Origin of the sequence: Sphingobacterium athyrii (assembly GCF_003071065.1) — a bacterium.
GTDB lineage: Bacteria > Bacteroidota > Bacteroidia > Sphingobacteriales > Sphingobacteriaceae > Sphingobacterium > Sphingobacterium athyrii.
Window position 1 is genome coordinate 813691 of sequence record NZ_QCXX01000002.1, and the last position, 15962, is coordinate 829652.

At 41.6% G+C, this 15962-nt stretch carries 15 protein-coding genes; 11 read left to right on the plus strand and 4 right to left on the minus strand.

Annotated elements, in window-relative coordinates; translation table 11 throughout:
• The first annotated feature begins 134 nt into the window (after window positions 1–134).
• From DCO56_RS09965 to DCO56_RS10005, 10 genes are all read left to right on the plus strand, one after another.
• Entirely contained in the window at window positions 135–1319 is a 1185-nt protein-coding gene (locus tag DCO56_RS09965; protein ID WP_108633581.1) for a serine hydrolase domain-containing protein, read from the plus strand.
• Window positions 1320–1640: 321 nt separating this feature from the next.
• Window positions 1641–2117 carry a sigma-70 family RNA polymerase sigma factor gene (locus DCO56_RS09970; protein WP_146191015.1) on the plus strand — a complete coding sequence of 159 codons (477 nt, stop codon included), beginning with the start codon at window positions 1641–1643 and terminating at the stop codon, window positions 2115–2117.
• 210 nt (window positions 2118–2327) lie between these two features.
• A complete protein-coding gene (locus DCO56_RS09975) occupies window positions 2328–3335 on the plus strand; it encodes a S41 family peptidase (RefSeq protein WP_108633583.1) in 1008 nt (335 codons plus the stop codon).
• Window positions 3336–3393: 58 nt separating this feature from the next.
• Entirely contained in the window at window positions 3394–3678 is a 285-nt protein-coding gene (locus DCO56_RS09980) for an outer membrane beta-barrel protein (protein WP_281259376.1), read from the plus strand.
• A 139-nt stretch (window positions 3679–3817) separates the two neighbouring features.
• On the plus strand, window positions 3818–4216 hold the full coding sequence (locus DCO56_RS29730) for a hypothetical protein (protein ID WP_245935812.1): 399 nt from the start codon (window positions 3818–3820) through the stop codon (window positions 4214–4216).
• Window positions 4217–4294: 78 nt separating this feature from the next.
• Window positions 4295–5992 carry an alpha-galactosidase gene (locus DCO56_RS09985; protein WP_245935813.1) on the plus strand — a complete coding sequence of 566 codons (1698 nt, stop codon included), beginning with the start codon at window positions 4295–4297 and terminating at the stop codon, window positions 5990–5992.
• A 198-nt stretch (window positions 5993–6190) separates the two neighbouring features.
• Complete coding sequence (locus DCO56_RS09990) at window positions 6191–7561, plus strand: DUF1800 domain-containing protein (RefSeq protein WP_108633585.1); 1371 nt, start codon at window positions 6191–6193, stop codon at window positions 7559–7561.
• 16 nt (window positions 7562–7577) lie between these two features.
• Window positions 7578–8765, plus strand: coding sequence for a DUF1501 domain-containing protein (locus DCO56_RS09995; protein ID WP_108633586.1), 1188 nt, complete (start codon window positions 7578–7580; stop codon window positions 8763–8765).
• Between the two features lie 168 nt (window positions 8766–8933).
• Window positions 8934–9500, plus strand: a complete 567-nt coding sequence (locus DCO56_RS10000) for an RNA polymerase sigma factor (protein ID WP_108633587.1) — start codon at window positions 8934–8936, stop codon at window positions 9498–9500.
• A 2-nt stretch (window positions 9501–9502) separates the two neighbouring features.
• The gene (locus tag DCO56_RS10005) at window positions 9503–10354 is read left to right on the plus strand and encodes an anti-sigma factor (RefSeq protein WP_108633588.1); all 852 of its coding nucleotides are present in this window, start codon (window positions 9503–9505) and stop codon (window positions 10352–10354) included.
• A gap of 43 nt (window positions 10355–10397) precedes the next feature.
• Here DCO56_RS10005 and DCO56_RS10010 read toward each other — a convergent pair whose 3' ends face one another.
• From DCO56_RS10010 to DCO56_RS10025, 4 genes are all read right to left on the minus strand, one after another.
• Window positions 10398–11036 (minus strand): DJ-1/PfpI family protein, encoded by a 639-nt coding sequence (locus DCO56_RS10010; RefSeq protein WP_206531763.1) that lies wholly within the window; start codon window positions 11034–11036, stop codon window positions 10398–10400.
• Between the two features lie 95 nt (window positions 11037–11131).
• Window positions 11132–12130 (minus strand): GlxA family transcriptional regulator, encoded by a 999-nt coding sequence (locus DCO56_RS10015; RefSeq protein WP_108633590.1) that lies wholly within the window; start codon window positions 12128–12130, stop codon window positions 11132–11134.
• A 156-nt stretch (window positions 12131–12286) separates the two neighbouring features.
• The gene (gene msrB / locus DCO56_RS30060) at window positions 12287–13396 is read right to left on the minus strand and encodes a peptide-methionine (R)-S-oxide reductase MsrB (RefSeq protein ID WP_108633591.1); all 1110 of its coding nucleotides are present in this window, start codon (window positions 13394–13396) and stop codon (window positions 12287–12289) included.
• A 341-nt stretch (window positions 13397–13737) separates the two neighbouring features.
• Window positions 13738–14742 (minus strand): helix-turn-helix domain-containing protein, encoded by a 1005-nt coding sequence (locus DCO56_RS10025; protein ID WP_108633592.1) that lies wholly within the window; start codon window positions 14740–14742, stop codon window positions 13738–13740.
• Between the two features lie 378 nt (window positions 14743–15120).
• On the opposite strand from DCO56_RS10025, the gene DCO56_RS10030 reads away from it, so the two are divergent.
• Window positions 15121–15711, plus strand: coding sequence for a hypothetical protein (locus DCO56_RS10030; protein WP_108633593.1), 591 nt, complete (start codon window positions 15121–15123; stop codon window positions 15709–15711).
• Window positions 15712–15962: the final 251 nt, after the last annotated feature.

Consider the following 15962-nt stretch of genomic DNA (forward strand, 5'->3'; position numbering starts at 1 on the left):
TGTGCATGCGGAATTTTGTTCGATCCCGAACGGTTTTTGTACGGAAACGGACAGTTTTGAAGTGAAAATAGTTATTAAATTCAGTAATTTAATAACTATTTTTATAGGGTATTCGCTTATTATTGAACCGAGAGATGATAAAAATAAAAGCCATAATTGCTGTTGTCGCGATTTCTTTCTTTTCCTTGTCGCTTACAGCACAGGTGGACAACGAAAACATAACTAAGAAACTCGATAAAATCTATAAGCAATCATCATTTCCAGGCTTTGCTGTTGCCGTGATCAAAAACGATTCCATCCTTTTTTCCGGTGCCTATGGGTATGCAAACCTGCGCGAGAAAGTTAAATTTTCCGAGAATACCATTATGCCGATCGCGTCGGTAAGCAAAACAGTGATTGCTTTTTCACTGGCAAAAGCTTTTGAACTGGGTTATTTCACCGAACAGACCCCCATCAATACGATTCTTCCTTTTAACATTAGCAATCCACACCATCCCAATGATACGATCCGTGTCGAACATTTATTTACACATACTTCGGGAATAATTGATGATAAAGAGACCTTTATCAGCGGCTATCAGCTTTCAAATACACCAACTATTGCATTAGGTACTTTTTTGGAGGAACATTTGGATGCAAATGGACGATCCTATAGTCCCAATAATTTTGCCAGTGAACCGGTCGGAACCACATACAGCTATTCGAATATTGCAGCGGCATTGGCGGCTTATCTGATCGAAGTAAAAGCGAAAATGCCCTTTCATGCATTTACCGAAAAATATCTATTCAAACCGCTTAACCTGCAAAGTACCAGCTGGTTTTACGATCAGGGTAAATCCGATCGGTATGCCAAACTCTATGAAATCAATGTGCCGGATTTACCCTATTATAAAGCACTGATGAATGCAGATAAAAGCCTGAAAGATTATTGTTCGATTACCTATCCCGACGGAAGCCTGAGGACATCCTTGGTTGACCTGACGGCTTATTTAAGTGAAATCATGAGCGGCTATCAAGGTCGCTCGAAGCTGATGTCGAAGGCTTATTACGCCCCTGTTTTTCTAAAAAGGTCCGGGAAAAATGGACAGGCCATTACGGACAAGGGGATAGCGCAGCAAGCGATGTTCTGGAACTATAACAACAAAGGACGTTTGACCCATAACGGGAGTGATGCGGGGGTATTTGCCGTCGTTTCCATAGATGTTGAGCATAATATCGGTAGAATACTTTTGATCAATGCCAACATCGATACGGATAACAACATCAAATTGATCAATAGCATCAAAGAAATTTCGGGTGTTTTGGATACCATCTACTAAAGCTTTCCTAATTCATCGCTCTTATGCTGCATATCGCCTGCGGAGCACACAAATGCAGAATGATTTCTATACTGAAACAAAAGCATTATTTCGAAATTTAGGGGTTAATATATTCTTTACCTGGCCTTAATATTGGATTTGTATTAAACTTTGATCTTTACGGCAGGAAAAGAATTATTAGATCTACAAAATATGCTTGTGAAAACCATTGACGCGGTACTTTTACAACGTCTAAAAAATGTAGATTACGGTGCTTTTGATGAGATTTATGCGCATCATTGGCGTACACTTCTTCCTATCGCGTTGTAGAAGCTGGGCGATGTGGACCTCGCGATGGATCTTGTTCAGGATCTCTTTGTAGATCTGTGGCAAAGACGGCATATGATCGATATCCACAGTGGATTGCGGGCCTATCTTATTTCAGCGTTATATCACAAGCTTTTCCAACATTTTAGAAAGGCTGGCATACATGAAAAACATATCGAGCAATATAGTCTGATGATTCAGGATGGCCTACAGGATATGTTTCCGCTCGGTGGCTATGAAGAAAACTATACTGAAGTGTTGGTCGCTATCGAACAGTCTATCGTGGAAATGCCAGACCGGATGCGTGTTGTGTTTAACCTCAAATATCAACGTAGCCTCAGTAACCATGAAATCGCGGAACAATTGGGTATTTCACTGCAGACCGTCAAAAATCAATTGAGTAAAGCTCTCCATCTTGTGTGGCAGCAGATGCGCCATCAGCAACTGAATCCCACTGTTTTCTTATCCTTATCTTTTCTGCTTTTCTTTTAGGGTCTGGTGTTCGTTTCCTAAACCAATAAGATTCCCCGCTTTGGGCAATAGTTTCCCGAGCTTAATTGCCACAGCTTTAACAGAGTGAAAAAACTGTTAACCTTTAGGAATGCAGCCAACATCTATTACGCTTTAAGTTGTCAAACCAGTGAATTATTTCTTAAATTTAGTGGCTCAATACTTCACATCACATGCTACAAACACCTCATAATGACTAGATCTCTTTTATTGCTATGGCTGCTATTATCTTCGACATTTTCGTTTTCGCAAGGTTTTAAAAATGACAGCGTAAAATCATTTATCGATAAAACGATTGAACTGATAGCAGCCAACTCAATCCATACGGAAAACCTCGAGGCCATAAAACGTGATCTATACCATAAATCATTAAACCTAAACTCCATTGATGAAACGGCACCCTTATATGAGGATGTATTTAAACAGCTTCATGATTATCACGGCAGTCTAAAATATAAAGGAAAAACATACGGATGGGACAATCCCGATGTAATGACAAATGCCTATCTAAAAGGTAAGTTAAAAGTTGAAAAGAAAACATGTAGTAAGATCATTGATAAAAAAATAGGGTATATCCGGATTGTTGGAAACAGTGATTTTGCCTTTCTGAAAGTAGATAGTCTGGCAAACGATATCGTATCGCATATCAATTCTATAAATTCCGCGCAAATCAAAGCCTGGATTATTGACTTGAGATTAAATACCGGTGGGAATATGTACCCGATACTATTGGGTCTCAAGGAATTTATCGGGAATAATATCCTATTCGGTGGGTTTAGGAATGGGCAAGATCAACCTACGGGCAATTGGGAGATCAAAGCAGGAAAATTGCTGATTGATGGAAATGTGCTGGAAAGAAAAACAGCTTTGTTCCATCCGATACAAACGGATGTTCCATTGGTTATTTTAACGAGCTGCTATACCGCAAGTGCAGGTGAAATGACTGCGCTTTCTTTTATCGGACGGAATAACACATTTATTGTAGGGGAACCAACAGCCAATTATACCACAGCAGTACAGGGCTTTGAAATAAACGATCATGCAGGAATTAACCTGTCAACAGACTATGTCGTAGACCGAAATTTAAAAGTCTATAAATCCAATATTTTACCTGATGTTGAAGTCCTAGAAGGCGATAACCTGGAAGATTTAAAAAAAGACCGAAAAATAATAAAAGCACTGGAGTTGTTCGGTAAATAGGCTTCTCTTCGTAAATTATCTGCTATGCCTTTTAGCTAAATTCCGGCCGTCGCTATGTATTTCCGCACATGGTGAATTTGCCACTTTCAATCTCTGGAATATCACAGTGAAGAAAAAGCTGTTGAAAGAAACTGCGACAATCGGAATAACAATGACTGACCCTTTCAATAAGATAAAGAATTTAAGCAGCTACGCTCAGACCTCCAATATGATGCAAAAAAGCAACTTTTCTTTACCTTTCCGCTCTTTTGGACTCTCTTTATCCTGGCAATTCGGAAAGGGAAAATATGGTAGCTATCGATCGAAAGAAAAACAGATCAATAACGACGATCAAAAATTATAAGGAGGTTCTCTTGGATAATAATGTGTCACTATTTGTCAAGTGGAGGAGATTAAATTTTAGCCAATCGATTGCATGCCTATTATTTTTTTTAACTTGATTAAATCTCCTATATTTCATAGTCCAATTTGTTAGATAAACCATGAAATTTAAGTTATTGTTATATGCCCAAGCCTTCGTTCTAGCGCTGATGGCCCCAAATAGTGGATCTGCGCAGCCTAAGTCGCAAGATTGGTTAATCAGTAAAACTGCACAGTATCAATCCCGCATTGCGGTCGACGGCAAAAATATTGTTTTGGAGAATGGACTCGTGCGCCGCTCTTTTTGGATCAGGCCGAATGCCTTTTGCTATGATTTTACCAACTTAATCACAGGACAGCAGCTGATTCGAGCCGTACAACCCGAAGCCCAGCTGCAGCTCAATGGCAAGTGGTATAATGTCGGTGGGGTGGATGGGCAAAAGGAACGCGCTTACCTGCGACCGGAATGGATGCCCACATTTACGACAAAACCCGAAGATTTTAGTTATGTAAAGCATTAAATCAGTGAACTGGATCCGCTGCTACCTTGGAAGGGGGATAAATGGTGGTCTACACATAAGGTTGCCGGAAAAGGGAAGGTGCTGACCTTTACCTATGCCGCTCCGGCTGCCGTCCCATTATCTGGAATTGAAGTAAAAGTGCATTACGCCATCTATGACGGGATCCCGCTGATCAGTAAATGGGTGACCGTGAAGAATACGGGCAACCAGACGGTGCAGATCAATCAGGTGATCAACGAGAAGTTGGCGCTGGTCGAAGAGGAAAGCGCCGTGGTGGGTTCGGTAGAGGACATGAAGAAACAGCATGGCCTTTACGTCGAAAGTAATTTTGCGTTTAACAATGCCATGCGTTACCACCTGAGTGATCAGTCCTTACACTGGAAAGCAGATTCTACGTATACCTCACAGGTGAATTACGACCTAAAAACACCGGCGATCATGGAGGTCTACCCCACTGTGGGTGTAGGCATCAAACTTGCTCCAAAGGATAACTTCAGTTCCATCCGATCCTGGGAGCTGCTCATGGATAGTTATGATCGCGAACGCCGTGGCCTGGCCATCCGCAAAATGTATCGGACCATCGCACCTTGGACAACGGCCAATCCGATCTTTATGCACCTGGTCAGCAAAAAGGATGAGCAGGTTTACACCGCCATTGACCAATGCGCTGCCACAGGATACGAAGCGCTGATCCTCAGTTTCGGCAGCCACGTAAATATGGAGGATACGACGGCTGGGAACCTTGCCGCACTGAAAAAACTGGCGGATTATGCGCACAGTAAAAATATTAAAATAGGTGCCTATTCTTTGTTTAGCTCCCGCAAGATCAGTGAAGCGGATGATATCATCAATCCGAAGACGGGAAAGACAGGTGGTACATTTTTCGGCAATGCCCCTTGTTTTGGTTCCAACTGGGGGATAGGTTATGCTCAGCGGATCAAGACATTTTTTGAAAAAACTGGATTTGATATCTGGGAAAATGATGGTCCTTTTCCTGGCGATCAGTGTGCCTCGATAAGTCATCCCGGACACCATGGACTGGAAGATAGCCAATGGGTACAATTTAACATGCAAAAGCAGCTTTACCATTGGCTAAATGCCCGCGGTGTGTATATCAATTCGCCGGACTGGTATTTTCTGGATGGTTCTAACAAGACAGGAATCGGATATCGGGAAGTGAATTTTTCATTACCTAGAGAAAACCAACGAATACTCAACCGGCAGAATATCTTTGATGCGCTTTGGGAGCAGAACCCGTCCATGGGCTGGGGATTTGTCCCATTGACTGCTTATCAGGGCGGCGGAAAAGAGGCGGTACTCGAACCGCTAAATGAGCATCTGGAGGATTATCGGCAGCTGATGATGCAGTATTACGGTGCCGGTGTACAGGCCTGTTATCGTGGTCCCCGTCTCTACGATACGGAGGAGACCAAGCAGACGGTGATAGATGTGATCCAATGGTATAAAAAATACCGCGATATCCTCAATGCTGATCTGATTCATTTACGTCGTGCGGACGGCCGCGACTGGGATGGTTTTTTGCATGTCAATGCAACGGCGGCAGGGATCAAAGGATTGGGCATGCTGTTTAACCCCTTGAAAACTGAGATCACACGTACGCTGGTGCTACCACTTTACTATACGGGTTTGTCGGGCTCCGCAAAACTGACTTTTGATGATAAAACTGTGAAAAAGATGTCCTTGGATCCGCTTGCTAAAATGACAATGACCATTACCATCCCGGCCGAGAGCTACCGCTGGTTTACGGTGGAATAATCCGTCCCCAAAGTACACGGTTATGAAACTTTATCGGTGTATAGGAAATATCGACAGAAAGGGATTATTCGTTTGAATTAGGAGTAGAGGGGGAGCAACTGCCGGGTTTGTTAATTTACCTTAATGTTTGTTAAATGTTTGCCTTAGCCTGCAAACATTTGCAAATTAAGTTGTTAATTAGCTATAAACGGAAATAAAATGGTTTCTGAATTTATTAAAAATAAACATTTGGCGAATCGTGCGGGATTTGGAATCAGCCTTGAACAGATCTCCGCCTTCGAACGGCTGTCTACCGCCGAAGTTTGGCAGACATATGCTCGGACACGGGATTTCGAACAGATACGCTTTAACGACACGGACACGGATGCTGATTACGTCACGCTTTCAAAATTGAACGCGGGGGCGAAAAAACAAATTCAGCAGCGTAACCGACAGCAGAATATAGAAATCAACCTTAATTTTTTGACAGCTATGGTTCACTCGGAAGATCAGCTGCGGGAAAAGATGGCTTTTTTCTGGCATGGGCATTTCGCAAGCCGCGTGGTCAATTCAACTTTCAGCGCGCATATTCTCAATGAGATCAGAAAAAATGCACTGGGAAATTTTCGGGATCTGCTGTTTGCTGTTTCCAAAGCCCCGGCTATGCTCAGCTTCCTCAATAATCAGCAGAATAAAAAAGGACATCCGAATGAAAATTTTGCAAGGGAGGTCATGGAGCTGTTCACGATGGGACGTGGTCATTATACCGAAGCGGATGTGCGTGAAGCTGCACGCGCATTTACGGGTTGGTCCTATGATCGGGATGCCCGATTTATGGAAAGAAAGAAGTTTCATGATCCCGGTATGAAAACATTTTTAGGAAAAACGGGAAATTTTGATGGAAATGATATCCTGGATATCATCCTGGAACAACCGGCAACGGCAAGATTTATTACAGCTAAACTGTATCGTTTTCTGGTCAATGAACAGGTAGACAATGAACTGGTCAATAGGCTGAGCAAACAATTCTATGATTCGGGGTACGATATCAAAAAGTTGTTGGATCATATATTTACCGCATCCTGGTTTTACGAACCTAAAAATATCGGCAGCAAAATAAAATCACCAGTAGAACTGATAGTTGGTATTATGCGTATGTTACCGATGAAAATAGAAAATCCCGAACACCTGATTGTTTATCAAAAACTATTGGGACAGTTATTATTATATCCACCGAACGTAGCTGGATGGCCTTCGGGAAAGGCTTGGATCGACAGTTCCACACTTTTGCTCCGGATGCAGATACCGCAGATATGGAGCGGCCTACGCCCGCTTGATCTCTCCCCACAGCAGGACGACGACCTTGACATGGGCTTAAAACAAAAGCGGAAGCTGAAAGGATTCAAAAATCCGAATATGTCGATCGCCTGGCCGGAGGTTGAAGCAGCATTTGCAGGCAAGGAACCAATACAGTTATTGTTGCAGAAGGAACCTTCTTTTAAACAGCATATACTTGAAAAATACGCTGCCGGAGACATCAGGATGTCGATTATTGAAACCATGAGTATGCCCGAATATCAGCTCTGTTAACTAAAAAAATAAGACCATGATCATCAAAAGGCGTGAATTTCTTAAAGCAGGTTCCCTAGTAACAGCATCTATGCTGCTGCCCAATTTTTTAAAGGCAATGACTTTGCCCGATGCCCTGGAAAGAGATCAGAAAATCCTGGTCATATTACAGTTGAGCGGCGGAAACGACGGACTTAATACGATCATCCCCCGGCGCAACGATATCTATTTTCGCGAAAGGCAGACGATTGCTGTGACGAACGCGCTTCCCCTCACCGACGAAGCCGGTATTAATCCTGCTTTGGGGTTTTTTAAAGAATTATATGACAACGGTGAAATGGCTGTGCTCAATAATGTGGGGTATCCCAATCCCGATAAATCGCATTTCCGGAGCATGGATATCTGGCACAGCGCAAGTCGCAGCGACGAATATCTGGAAAGCGGATGGCTGGGAAGATACCTTGATGAAGCCTGCTACGACTGTACCCATCCCACACAGGCTTTGGAAGTCAATGATATGCTGAGCCTTGCCCTCAAAGGAAAACACAAAAAAGCTTTTGCTTTTAAAGATCCCAAAAAGCTTTATCAAACCAGTCGAGAAGAATACTTCAAGTCGCTCTATGAAAACCATCAACATGAAGATGAGACAGTAGGCTATCTTTATCAGACATTGGGAGAGACCATCAACAATGCGGATTATATCTTTGAAAAAAGCAAAGCGAAGTCTACGGTGGCTCCTTATCCCGATTCGGCATTGGGAAAGGATTTCAGGACGGTCGCCTCCCTGATCAAATCGGATATTAATACGCAGGTGTATTACCTGCAGATCGGTAGTTTTGATACACATATTAATCAACGGCAAAGGCAGGAGGGGCTATTCCAGATCATTAACGACGCAGTTGAAGCCTTTGTGGATGACCTGAAAAAAAATGGCCTTTTTCAGCGGGTCATGTTGATGACTTTTTCAGAGTTCGGCCGTAGGGTAGCACAAAACGCAAGCAATGGTACGGACCATGGAACGGCAAATCAGCTTTTTTTTATTTCAGGAGGTTTAAAAGGGAAGGGCCTGCGCAATGCGTTGCCTGATCTGGAGCACCTCAACGCCGGCGATCTGGTGTATTCGGAAGATTTCAGGAAAGTGTACGTCACGCTATTGAAAAACTGGCTAAATGCGGATTCTTCTAAAATATTGGGCTGGAAGAACGGTATTTATGATTTTATTTAAAGGTTTGCGATTATTACTTCATTATGGCCGGCATTATCTTAAGGGGTGCCAGCATCAGGTATTTTTCCACGTTATTTATCGAGATTTAAGTATTTTTACGTGATTTATGGCTGTTGCATTGTTTTTTGGTTTTTTATCTACATCTTTAAAGCGTTATAAACGTGAAATTTGAGTCCATTACACAACCTTCCTGAAGAAACCTTGATTCTTTTACTGAAAAAAAAGAACCAGCAGGCCTTTAGTTATCTTTACGATAACTATGCGGATGCCCTCTATGGGGTGGTGTGTCGTATTGTAGCTTCCACTGAACATGCCGAGGAAGTGATTCAGGATGTATTTGTTAAAATCTGGAAACATGTTGATCTTTTTGATTCCGAAAAAGGCCGGTTATACACCTGGATGATCAATATTGCACGTAACACGGCGCTGGATTACCGCAAATCCAAGGGTGTGGTCAACGAAATGAAAAACCAACCGCTCTCAAATATCGTAAATACAGATGAAGAACGGGATCAGAGCGGAAGCGAACAACATACGAAAGCAGATTTTATTGGATTCAGAAATATTTTGGATAAATTAAAGCCTGAATGTCGTATCTTGATCGAGATGGCCTACTATGAAGGATATACGCAACAGGAAATTGCCGAACAGCTTGATGTTCCTTTGGGTACCGTAAAAACACGGACCAAGGCTGCATTTTTACAGTTAAAACAATTATTAAAGGACTATCGTTAATTTTGGATATCGCAGCATACATATCGTCAGGGATTATTGAATCGTACGTTTTGGGGCTTGCTTCCGAAGAGGAAGTTAGCATACTGAACTGTATTCGAAAAAATAATGTCGAAGTGGAACAAGCTATCGCCGAGGCCGAAAAAGCGCTCGAGGGATTAGCCGATATCCAAGCGATGGCGATGCCTGCTGCCTTAAAACAGGATATCTGGAATAGACTTGAAGCTGAAAATCTGGTTTTGAAGGATGATCAACCAGATGGTCTGTCGACGGACGAAGCCATATCCCATGATACTGTTGTCCAGGCGCCAATATCGAACACTGAGGAGCTGCCTAAGCGGATTGTACCGGCTAGATCCTATGGCTGGGCCATAGCTGCCAGCATATTGTTCGTACTCAGCGTCGGCGCAAATTTATTCTTCTATCAACAGCAAAAGGAGAATAAGGAAATGCTTGTCCAGGCAAATACCACGCTAGATACGCAAAATGCTACATTAGCTATTTTACAGGAGAAATGGAGCTTGGTGCAGAACCCGGCGGTAAAAACCATTGCACTAAAAGGTGTTGAAAATAAACCTGATTTACATGCACTCGTATTTTGGGATCAGACTTCAAAGGCGGTATACCTCAGTCTCGAACAGATGCCAGCTGCGCCAAAAGGTAAGCAGTATCAGCTCTGGGCGATGGTCGATGGTCAGCCTGTGAGTGCTGGTGTATTCCCTCTGAATGCCAAAGAAGCTATGGCGAGCAAGATGCTGGATGTTTCTAAAGCACAAGCCTTTGCCATTACGCTGGAAGATGAGGGTGGTAAGCCAGTACCTACCCTCACCGAACTATGTGTGATGGGCAGCATCTAAAAAGGTACTTCCCGCATTTTCTTATCTCACCAACAGCAACCTCTTATTTACGGTTACAAGTACTTTGCCGATATTCAAAGATTTCGATAATGGTTTCTGCAAGTTCCTTTCCGTAATGTTGCTCCACCAGATAAAGCGCAGCATCTATTCCTGCGGTTATACCTGCTGTAGTAATCAACCGTTTCTGGTCGACAAACCGTACTCCACGTTTAACAATACTTTTGGGATTATGCTTTTCTAAGGCATCCAGCAACATGACATGGGTCGTTATTTCATAATGATCCAATATGCCTGTTTTGGATAAGAGCATGCTTCCTGTACAAACGGTAAAAATAATTGTGCCTTTGTCATAGTAGTCTTTTAACCAGTTTATTAACGTATACTGGAAATCGTCATCCTGCAGGTATGCCATAACACAGTCTGGATTGGCACCGGGAACGACAATCATGTCCGGTCGGGGTGCAGTTTGTATTGAGTGCATTGGGATAATTGCCATGGTATCCGCTTCCATTTGTACGGCTTCTTTGGTCTTCCCGACCGTGTAACAATTATAACTCCCGGGAGCTATAACATTTGCCTTGACAAATACATCTAGTGGACCGTTGAGGTCAAGTGCCTCTATCTGATCATAAATAAAAAAGGCTACGTTCATGCTCTTGTTGTTTTGTTTCGGATTCATCATGATATACTATTATTGATCGTTAAATTGAGATATAGTTTTCCCTGCCGGTGAATGAACGCCAGCATTTTTTTGTATTTTTAATTTGTAGAAATGGATTATTCGGTGCCTTTACAAGTCTTCCGATATTGGAGCGGGGAGATGGAGAGGTACTTTAGAAATAAGCGTCGAAGAGAGATTACGTTTCCAAAGCCACATTTCTGTGCGATCATCTCGAAACTCATATCGGTATATTCTACCATGTTCTTTGCCTGGTCCAGCCGCATTTTTTCGAGAAACTTACCCGGAGTCATGCCTGATTCTTTTAAAAAGACCCTGGAGAAATTGCGGACACTCATATTAAGTGATTCAGCCATATAGTCTATACTGATTGCCTGGCCCAGTTTATCTTTGAGTAAATCTCTGATCGCTTTAGTGAATGGGGTTAACAGGTCATAATCGGTAATCGCATCACCGAACTGGGACTGCCCCCCGGGTCTTTTTAAATGCAAAACGAGATGTTTGGCTACTTCAGAAGCCAATGGTTTTCCACAATCTTCCTCCAATAAGGCCAAGGCGAGATCTATCCCTGAGGAGACCCCACCTGAAGTATAAATCCCCTGATCGTGGATAAAAAATGGATTGACATTAACATCGAGGTCAGGATAAGTCCGTTGCAGGATAGCGGCATATTTCCAATGGGTTGTGACTTGTTTACCCTCCAGTAGCCCAGCTTTTGCTAAAACAAAAGCACCAACACAGACTGAGCCTATACGCCTTACATGTGTTGCAATACCTTGCAAATAATGGTAAATATCAGGGTTTACTTCGTCCAGCAAATTAAGGTCAGTACCAGCAACGAGTAGTGTGTCTATTGAGCAATTGTGATCATAAATGGAATGGCTGCATGTGAGAGGTATTCCAGCATTTGAGTATACAATCCGATCAGGTGTACTGGATATCAGCTGAACTTGGTACTTGGGTGCATTATCAACTGGAGTAAAAAAGTTGGCCGACATAAATACATCACAGGGACCGGCAACGTCCAATAACTGAACCCCCGGTAATATCAAAAGTGCAATCGTTTTTATTCCTGTTTGTTTTTTTGTGTTTTCCATAGCTCACTTTTATGCTACAAATGTACTAAGATGTCGATATGGCTACAATGACAAATAATAGACAGTTTCGGCCATTCTAAATGAGGCCAGGTAACTTTTTACCATGGCCTCTGATATGGGAATGCAATTCGATCAATTTTATTGATGTGCTTACCGTTACTTTTTAACCAATAAAGGTAGGTATTTTTCGTAGCCTTTATTCTTCATGTCTTCTTTGGGAATAAACTTGAGCGAAGCACTGTTGATGCAGTAGCGGAGCCCTCCTTTATCCACTGGACCGTCGTCAAATACGTGCCCAAGGTGTGCGTCGCCGGTTTTGCTCCGTACTTCCGTGCGCCGCATGCCATAAGAATTATCTGATAATTTTTCTACCAGGCTATCGCTGATCGGTTTGGAAAAACTTGGCCATCCACAGCCGGACTCAAATTTATCGGTCGAGACGAACAGGGGCTCACCAGTAGTGATATCTACATAGATACCTTCTCTAAACTCATCATTGTATTCGTTGGCAAAGGCACGCTCGGTTGCATTGTTTTGTGTTACATCATATTGCAAAGGGGTAAGTTCCTTTTTCAGAGTCTCCTTGTCAGTCTTTTTATAGCTGCTGGAAGGAGCGGAGGCTGCTTCTGTCGTTTCCGGATTTGCCTTGCGCGCCATTTCAAATAAATCGGGGCCGATGTGGCAATAACCACCCGGATTTTTGTCGAGGTATTTTTGATGGTAAGCTTCTGCATCGTAGTAGTTCTGCAAAGGTTCTAATTCCACCACGATCTGGTTGGGATATTGTTTGGCCAGTGCGGTTAGACTTTCCTTGATCACAGGGATATCAGCTGCATTGGTATAATAGATGCCGGTGCGGTATTGTGTACCGATATCATTGCCCTGTCTATTGAGTGAGGTAGGGTCTATTGTTTTTAGGAATAGGTCAACCAGCAATTTAAGGTCAATGACCTCCGGATCGTAACTTACTTTGACCGTTTCTGCAAATCCGGTTTTCCCAGTTGAAACCTGGGTATAAGTAGGATCCTGCAAGTTGCCGTTGGCATAGCCGACTTCTGTTGCAGTGACACCGCGAACTTGCTTGAAGAAATGTTCGGTCCCCCAGAAGCAGCCGCCGGCGAAATAGATGACCTGATCGTTGTTGTGTATATTATTCATAGTATGTTGTTTAGCTGATTTTGATCCTGCGGCTTTCTGTGAAAAGCCGAGCTTGCTGACAATGAATAGGCCGATGCCCAAAGCCAGCAGCACAAATAACTGTTTCATATGACCTCCCTTTTTATTCCCTTGTCTTTTTATCCGGGCGTGTTGATTTTAATTCGTTTTGAATTGCGTGATTTCATGCAATTGTCGCTCTTTTTATTGATGCAAACACCATTCCCTTTCCATAGCTTTTTGCCGTAAAAATGGTTATTTGGGGTCTTTAGCAATTCCTTTTTACACTGGACAGACAAAGCCGTGCCCTATATTTTTTAATCCTGTTTTTTTGACCAGAGTTCCATGTTCTGAAATTTGAATTTGGCATTGTCAAATAGCGGGGCTACTTTGGGTTTCTGCTACACCGGGCTTCTTATTTCAACAGTTAAAGCTGTCGTTGACAATCCCAATTATTCTTCCGGTATTGTCGTGGCAAGGAGATAACCGCTTGGGGTGAGCCCTGTTTGTTTTTTAAAAAAATTACAGAAGCTGGACTCATTCTTAAAACCACATTCTATGGTGCTCATTTTGATGGAACGGTTTTGATGGAGACGGGCTTTAGCTTTTTTCAGCAATTCTTGATTACGGTATTTCATAATCGTAATTCCAAAGCGTTCTTTATGAAGATAACTTAAGTAGGCTGGTTGAATATTTAGCGCGTAAGCAATATTTTTTATCCTTACCAGATCATCACTTTCGGCGATGCATTTGGAGATAAGCAGACGTGCCTGCTGTACTATCAGATCAGGATCATACAACTGTCGTCCGGCTATTAATAATTTATCTTTGCAAAGGTAAAGTAGATCTTCAATTTTTCGCAAGATGCGGATCTTTGGAATAAGTGGCTTATTGCCAAGTTCGATAGTAAGATCGCGAAGAATTCGCCGGGTGTGCTGTGAAGCTATAAAACCGATGCTAGCTTTATATTGCCGGGGCTTTAATCTATTTGTGGCAATGATTTCGGTTAAAAATCCAAATTCGGCCAGTTCACCGAATTCAATTAGGTTGACAGGCAAAGTAAATCCTTGTATATGGTAATTTCCGGGCTCAAAATATACGTTAATGATAGTCTCGGGAACATAGAGGAATACACCATGTTGTGGGGGGAACAGATATTCCTCACGGCTCTGGCATTGGCCGTATCGAACAGCCTTACGCCCGTCAATATGGTAGAGCAAATGGGTTTGAGGATTGTGGATCTGAAAATTGATAGCTGTGTGTGTCGCGACTTCAATGGTATAGCTATAACTTTCCAGATTTTCGATACTTAAATATTCTTCAAATATTTTTATGCTACTGTTATAAAACAGTCGTTTACGACTCCCTGGTAATCTTTCCTTTATGGATTTTGTTGGCGTACTCCCCGCTAATAAACACATATTTGCTTCTATCAAATGAAATGATTTGGACTGCATACAACTGTTGATTTTTTTTGAAATATTTCAGGTTATTTAGAAAAACTGGTTTGTTGTAAGAATTAAAACTTCTGGACAAATAAAATAAAGTATAAGGGGTAAAACAAACGGATTAATAATAAAAAGTTGGAATCAGTAATATTTTACGGAAAGTGTAATAGTTAACAAATATATAATTAAAGGAAATTTTGTAAATTTGGGTTGGCGGTAATTTTTGTTTTTGATTTAATGAAACGAATCAATGTTTGCTCCGTAGCGACTAAAACTTTATTATACCGTCAAATTTGGTAAAAGCCAATTATTGATAAGATACCAATAGCTGTCTGAAAAATTTCAATAAAAGATATTTTATGTTTTACTTTTCTTATGAAATAAATAATGAATAAAGTTGAAGAAAGAACTGAAATTGTAACTGATGAAAAAAGGATGCTAATGTCCCCAGATAAGAGGTCAAACATTCAGAAAAGACCGTCTTTTTTCCAAATGGATAAAGAATTCCCGCTGGAACCTTTGGTGACTCTTTGGAAAAGAGAACGGGATTGTTCGGCATTAATGGAATATATTTTGCGAAGAAGTGATAAATCTGAGCTGAATAATCAAAAAAAGATAAAATGCCTTCAGGCTGTAATTGTTGTGAAAGGTCCACGTAAATCAGATGTATATATGCAAGATGGTACTATCTCTTATATAGAGGTTACTACAAAAGTGTTGATGTCCAATCCTTGGTTAGTAAAGGTCAGTGCAACGGTCTACTTAAATATGCTGTATTTTAGAGTGTATTTACATCGTCCGGAAGAGCTTAAACTTAATTCTCAAATAAAGAAAAAATTAAAACGCTTGTTGCCTGATGAGAAACTCAAAAAAATGACTACACCTTCACGTGACCTTAAAAACAACTTAAATATTTTTTGGGGAGCATTGCAAACAATCGATGAAGGAAGGTTAAATGATGAGTTTGATTTAATTTAACAGGATATTAATTCGAATTGTAAATATTGCCATATTGTATCTAAGCAGTTTGAACTTTAAGTAAAACAGTTATAAAAAGCTGTTGTTATTACAGTCTAAACCAGTGTATCACATTGAATGCGTCAAAACACCTTATAATAGAATAAAATGGCTCATAAACAATACTGACGTACTGTTGTCGCACTTTCTATTATTTTTACACGAACAGCGAAAATACGGGCTGTGTTCGTTTTAGAAGCGAAATGCGAATC

Excerpts from the sequence above, each read along its gene's own strand:
- DCO56_RS09965 (WP_108633581.1), top strand. The coding sequence starts at position 135 with ATGATAAAAATAAAAGCCATAATTGCTGTTGTCGCGATTTCTTTCTTT.
- DCO56_RS09975 (WP_108633583.1), top strand. The coding sequence starts at position 2,328 with ATGACTAGATCTCTTTTATTGCTATGGCTGCTATTATCTTCGACATTT.
- DCO56_RS29730 (WP_245935812.1), top strand. The coding sequence starts at position 3,818 with ATGAAATTTAAGTTATTGTTATATGCCCAAGCCTTCGTTCTAGCGCTG.
- DCO56_RS09990 (WP_108633585.1), top strand. The coding sequence starts at position 6,191 with ATGGTTTCTGAATTTATTAAAAATAAACATTTGGCGAATCGTGCGGGA.
- DCO56_RS09995 (WP_108633586.1), top strand. The coding sequence starts at position 7,578 with ATGATCATCAAAAGGCGTGAATTTCTTAAAGCAGGTTCCCTAGTAACA.
- DCO56_RS10010 (WP_206531763.1), bottom strand. The coding sequence starts at position 11,036 with ATGATGAATCCGAAACAAAACAACAAGAGCATGAACGTAGCCTTTTTT.
- DCO56_RS10015 (WP_108633590.1), bottom strand. The coding sequence starts at position 12,130 with ATGGAAAACACAAAAAAACAAACAGGAATAAAAACGATTGCACTTTTG.
- msrB (WP_108633591.1), bottom strand. The coding sequence starts at position 13,396 with ATGAAACAGTTATTTGTGCTGCTGGCTTTGGGCATCGGCCTATTCATT.
- DCO56_RS10025 (WP_108633592.1), bottom strand. The coding sequence starts at position 14,742 with ATGCAGTCCAAATCATTTCATTTGATAGAAGCAAATATGTGTTTATTA.
- DCO56_RS10030 (WP_108633593.1), top strand. The coding sequence starts at position 15,121 with ATGAATAAAGTTGAAGAAAGAACTGAAATTGTAACTGATGAAAAAAGG.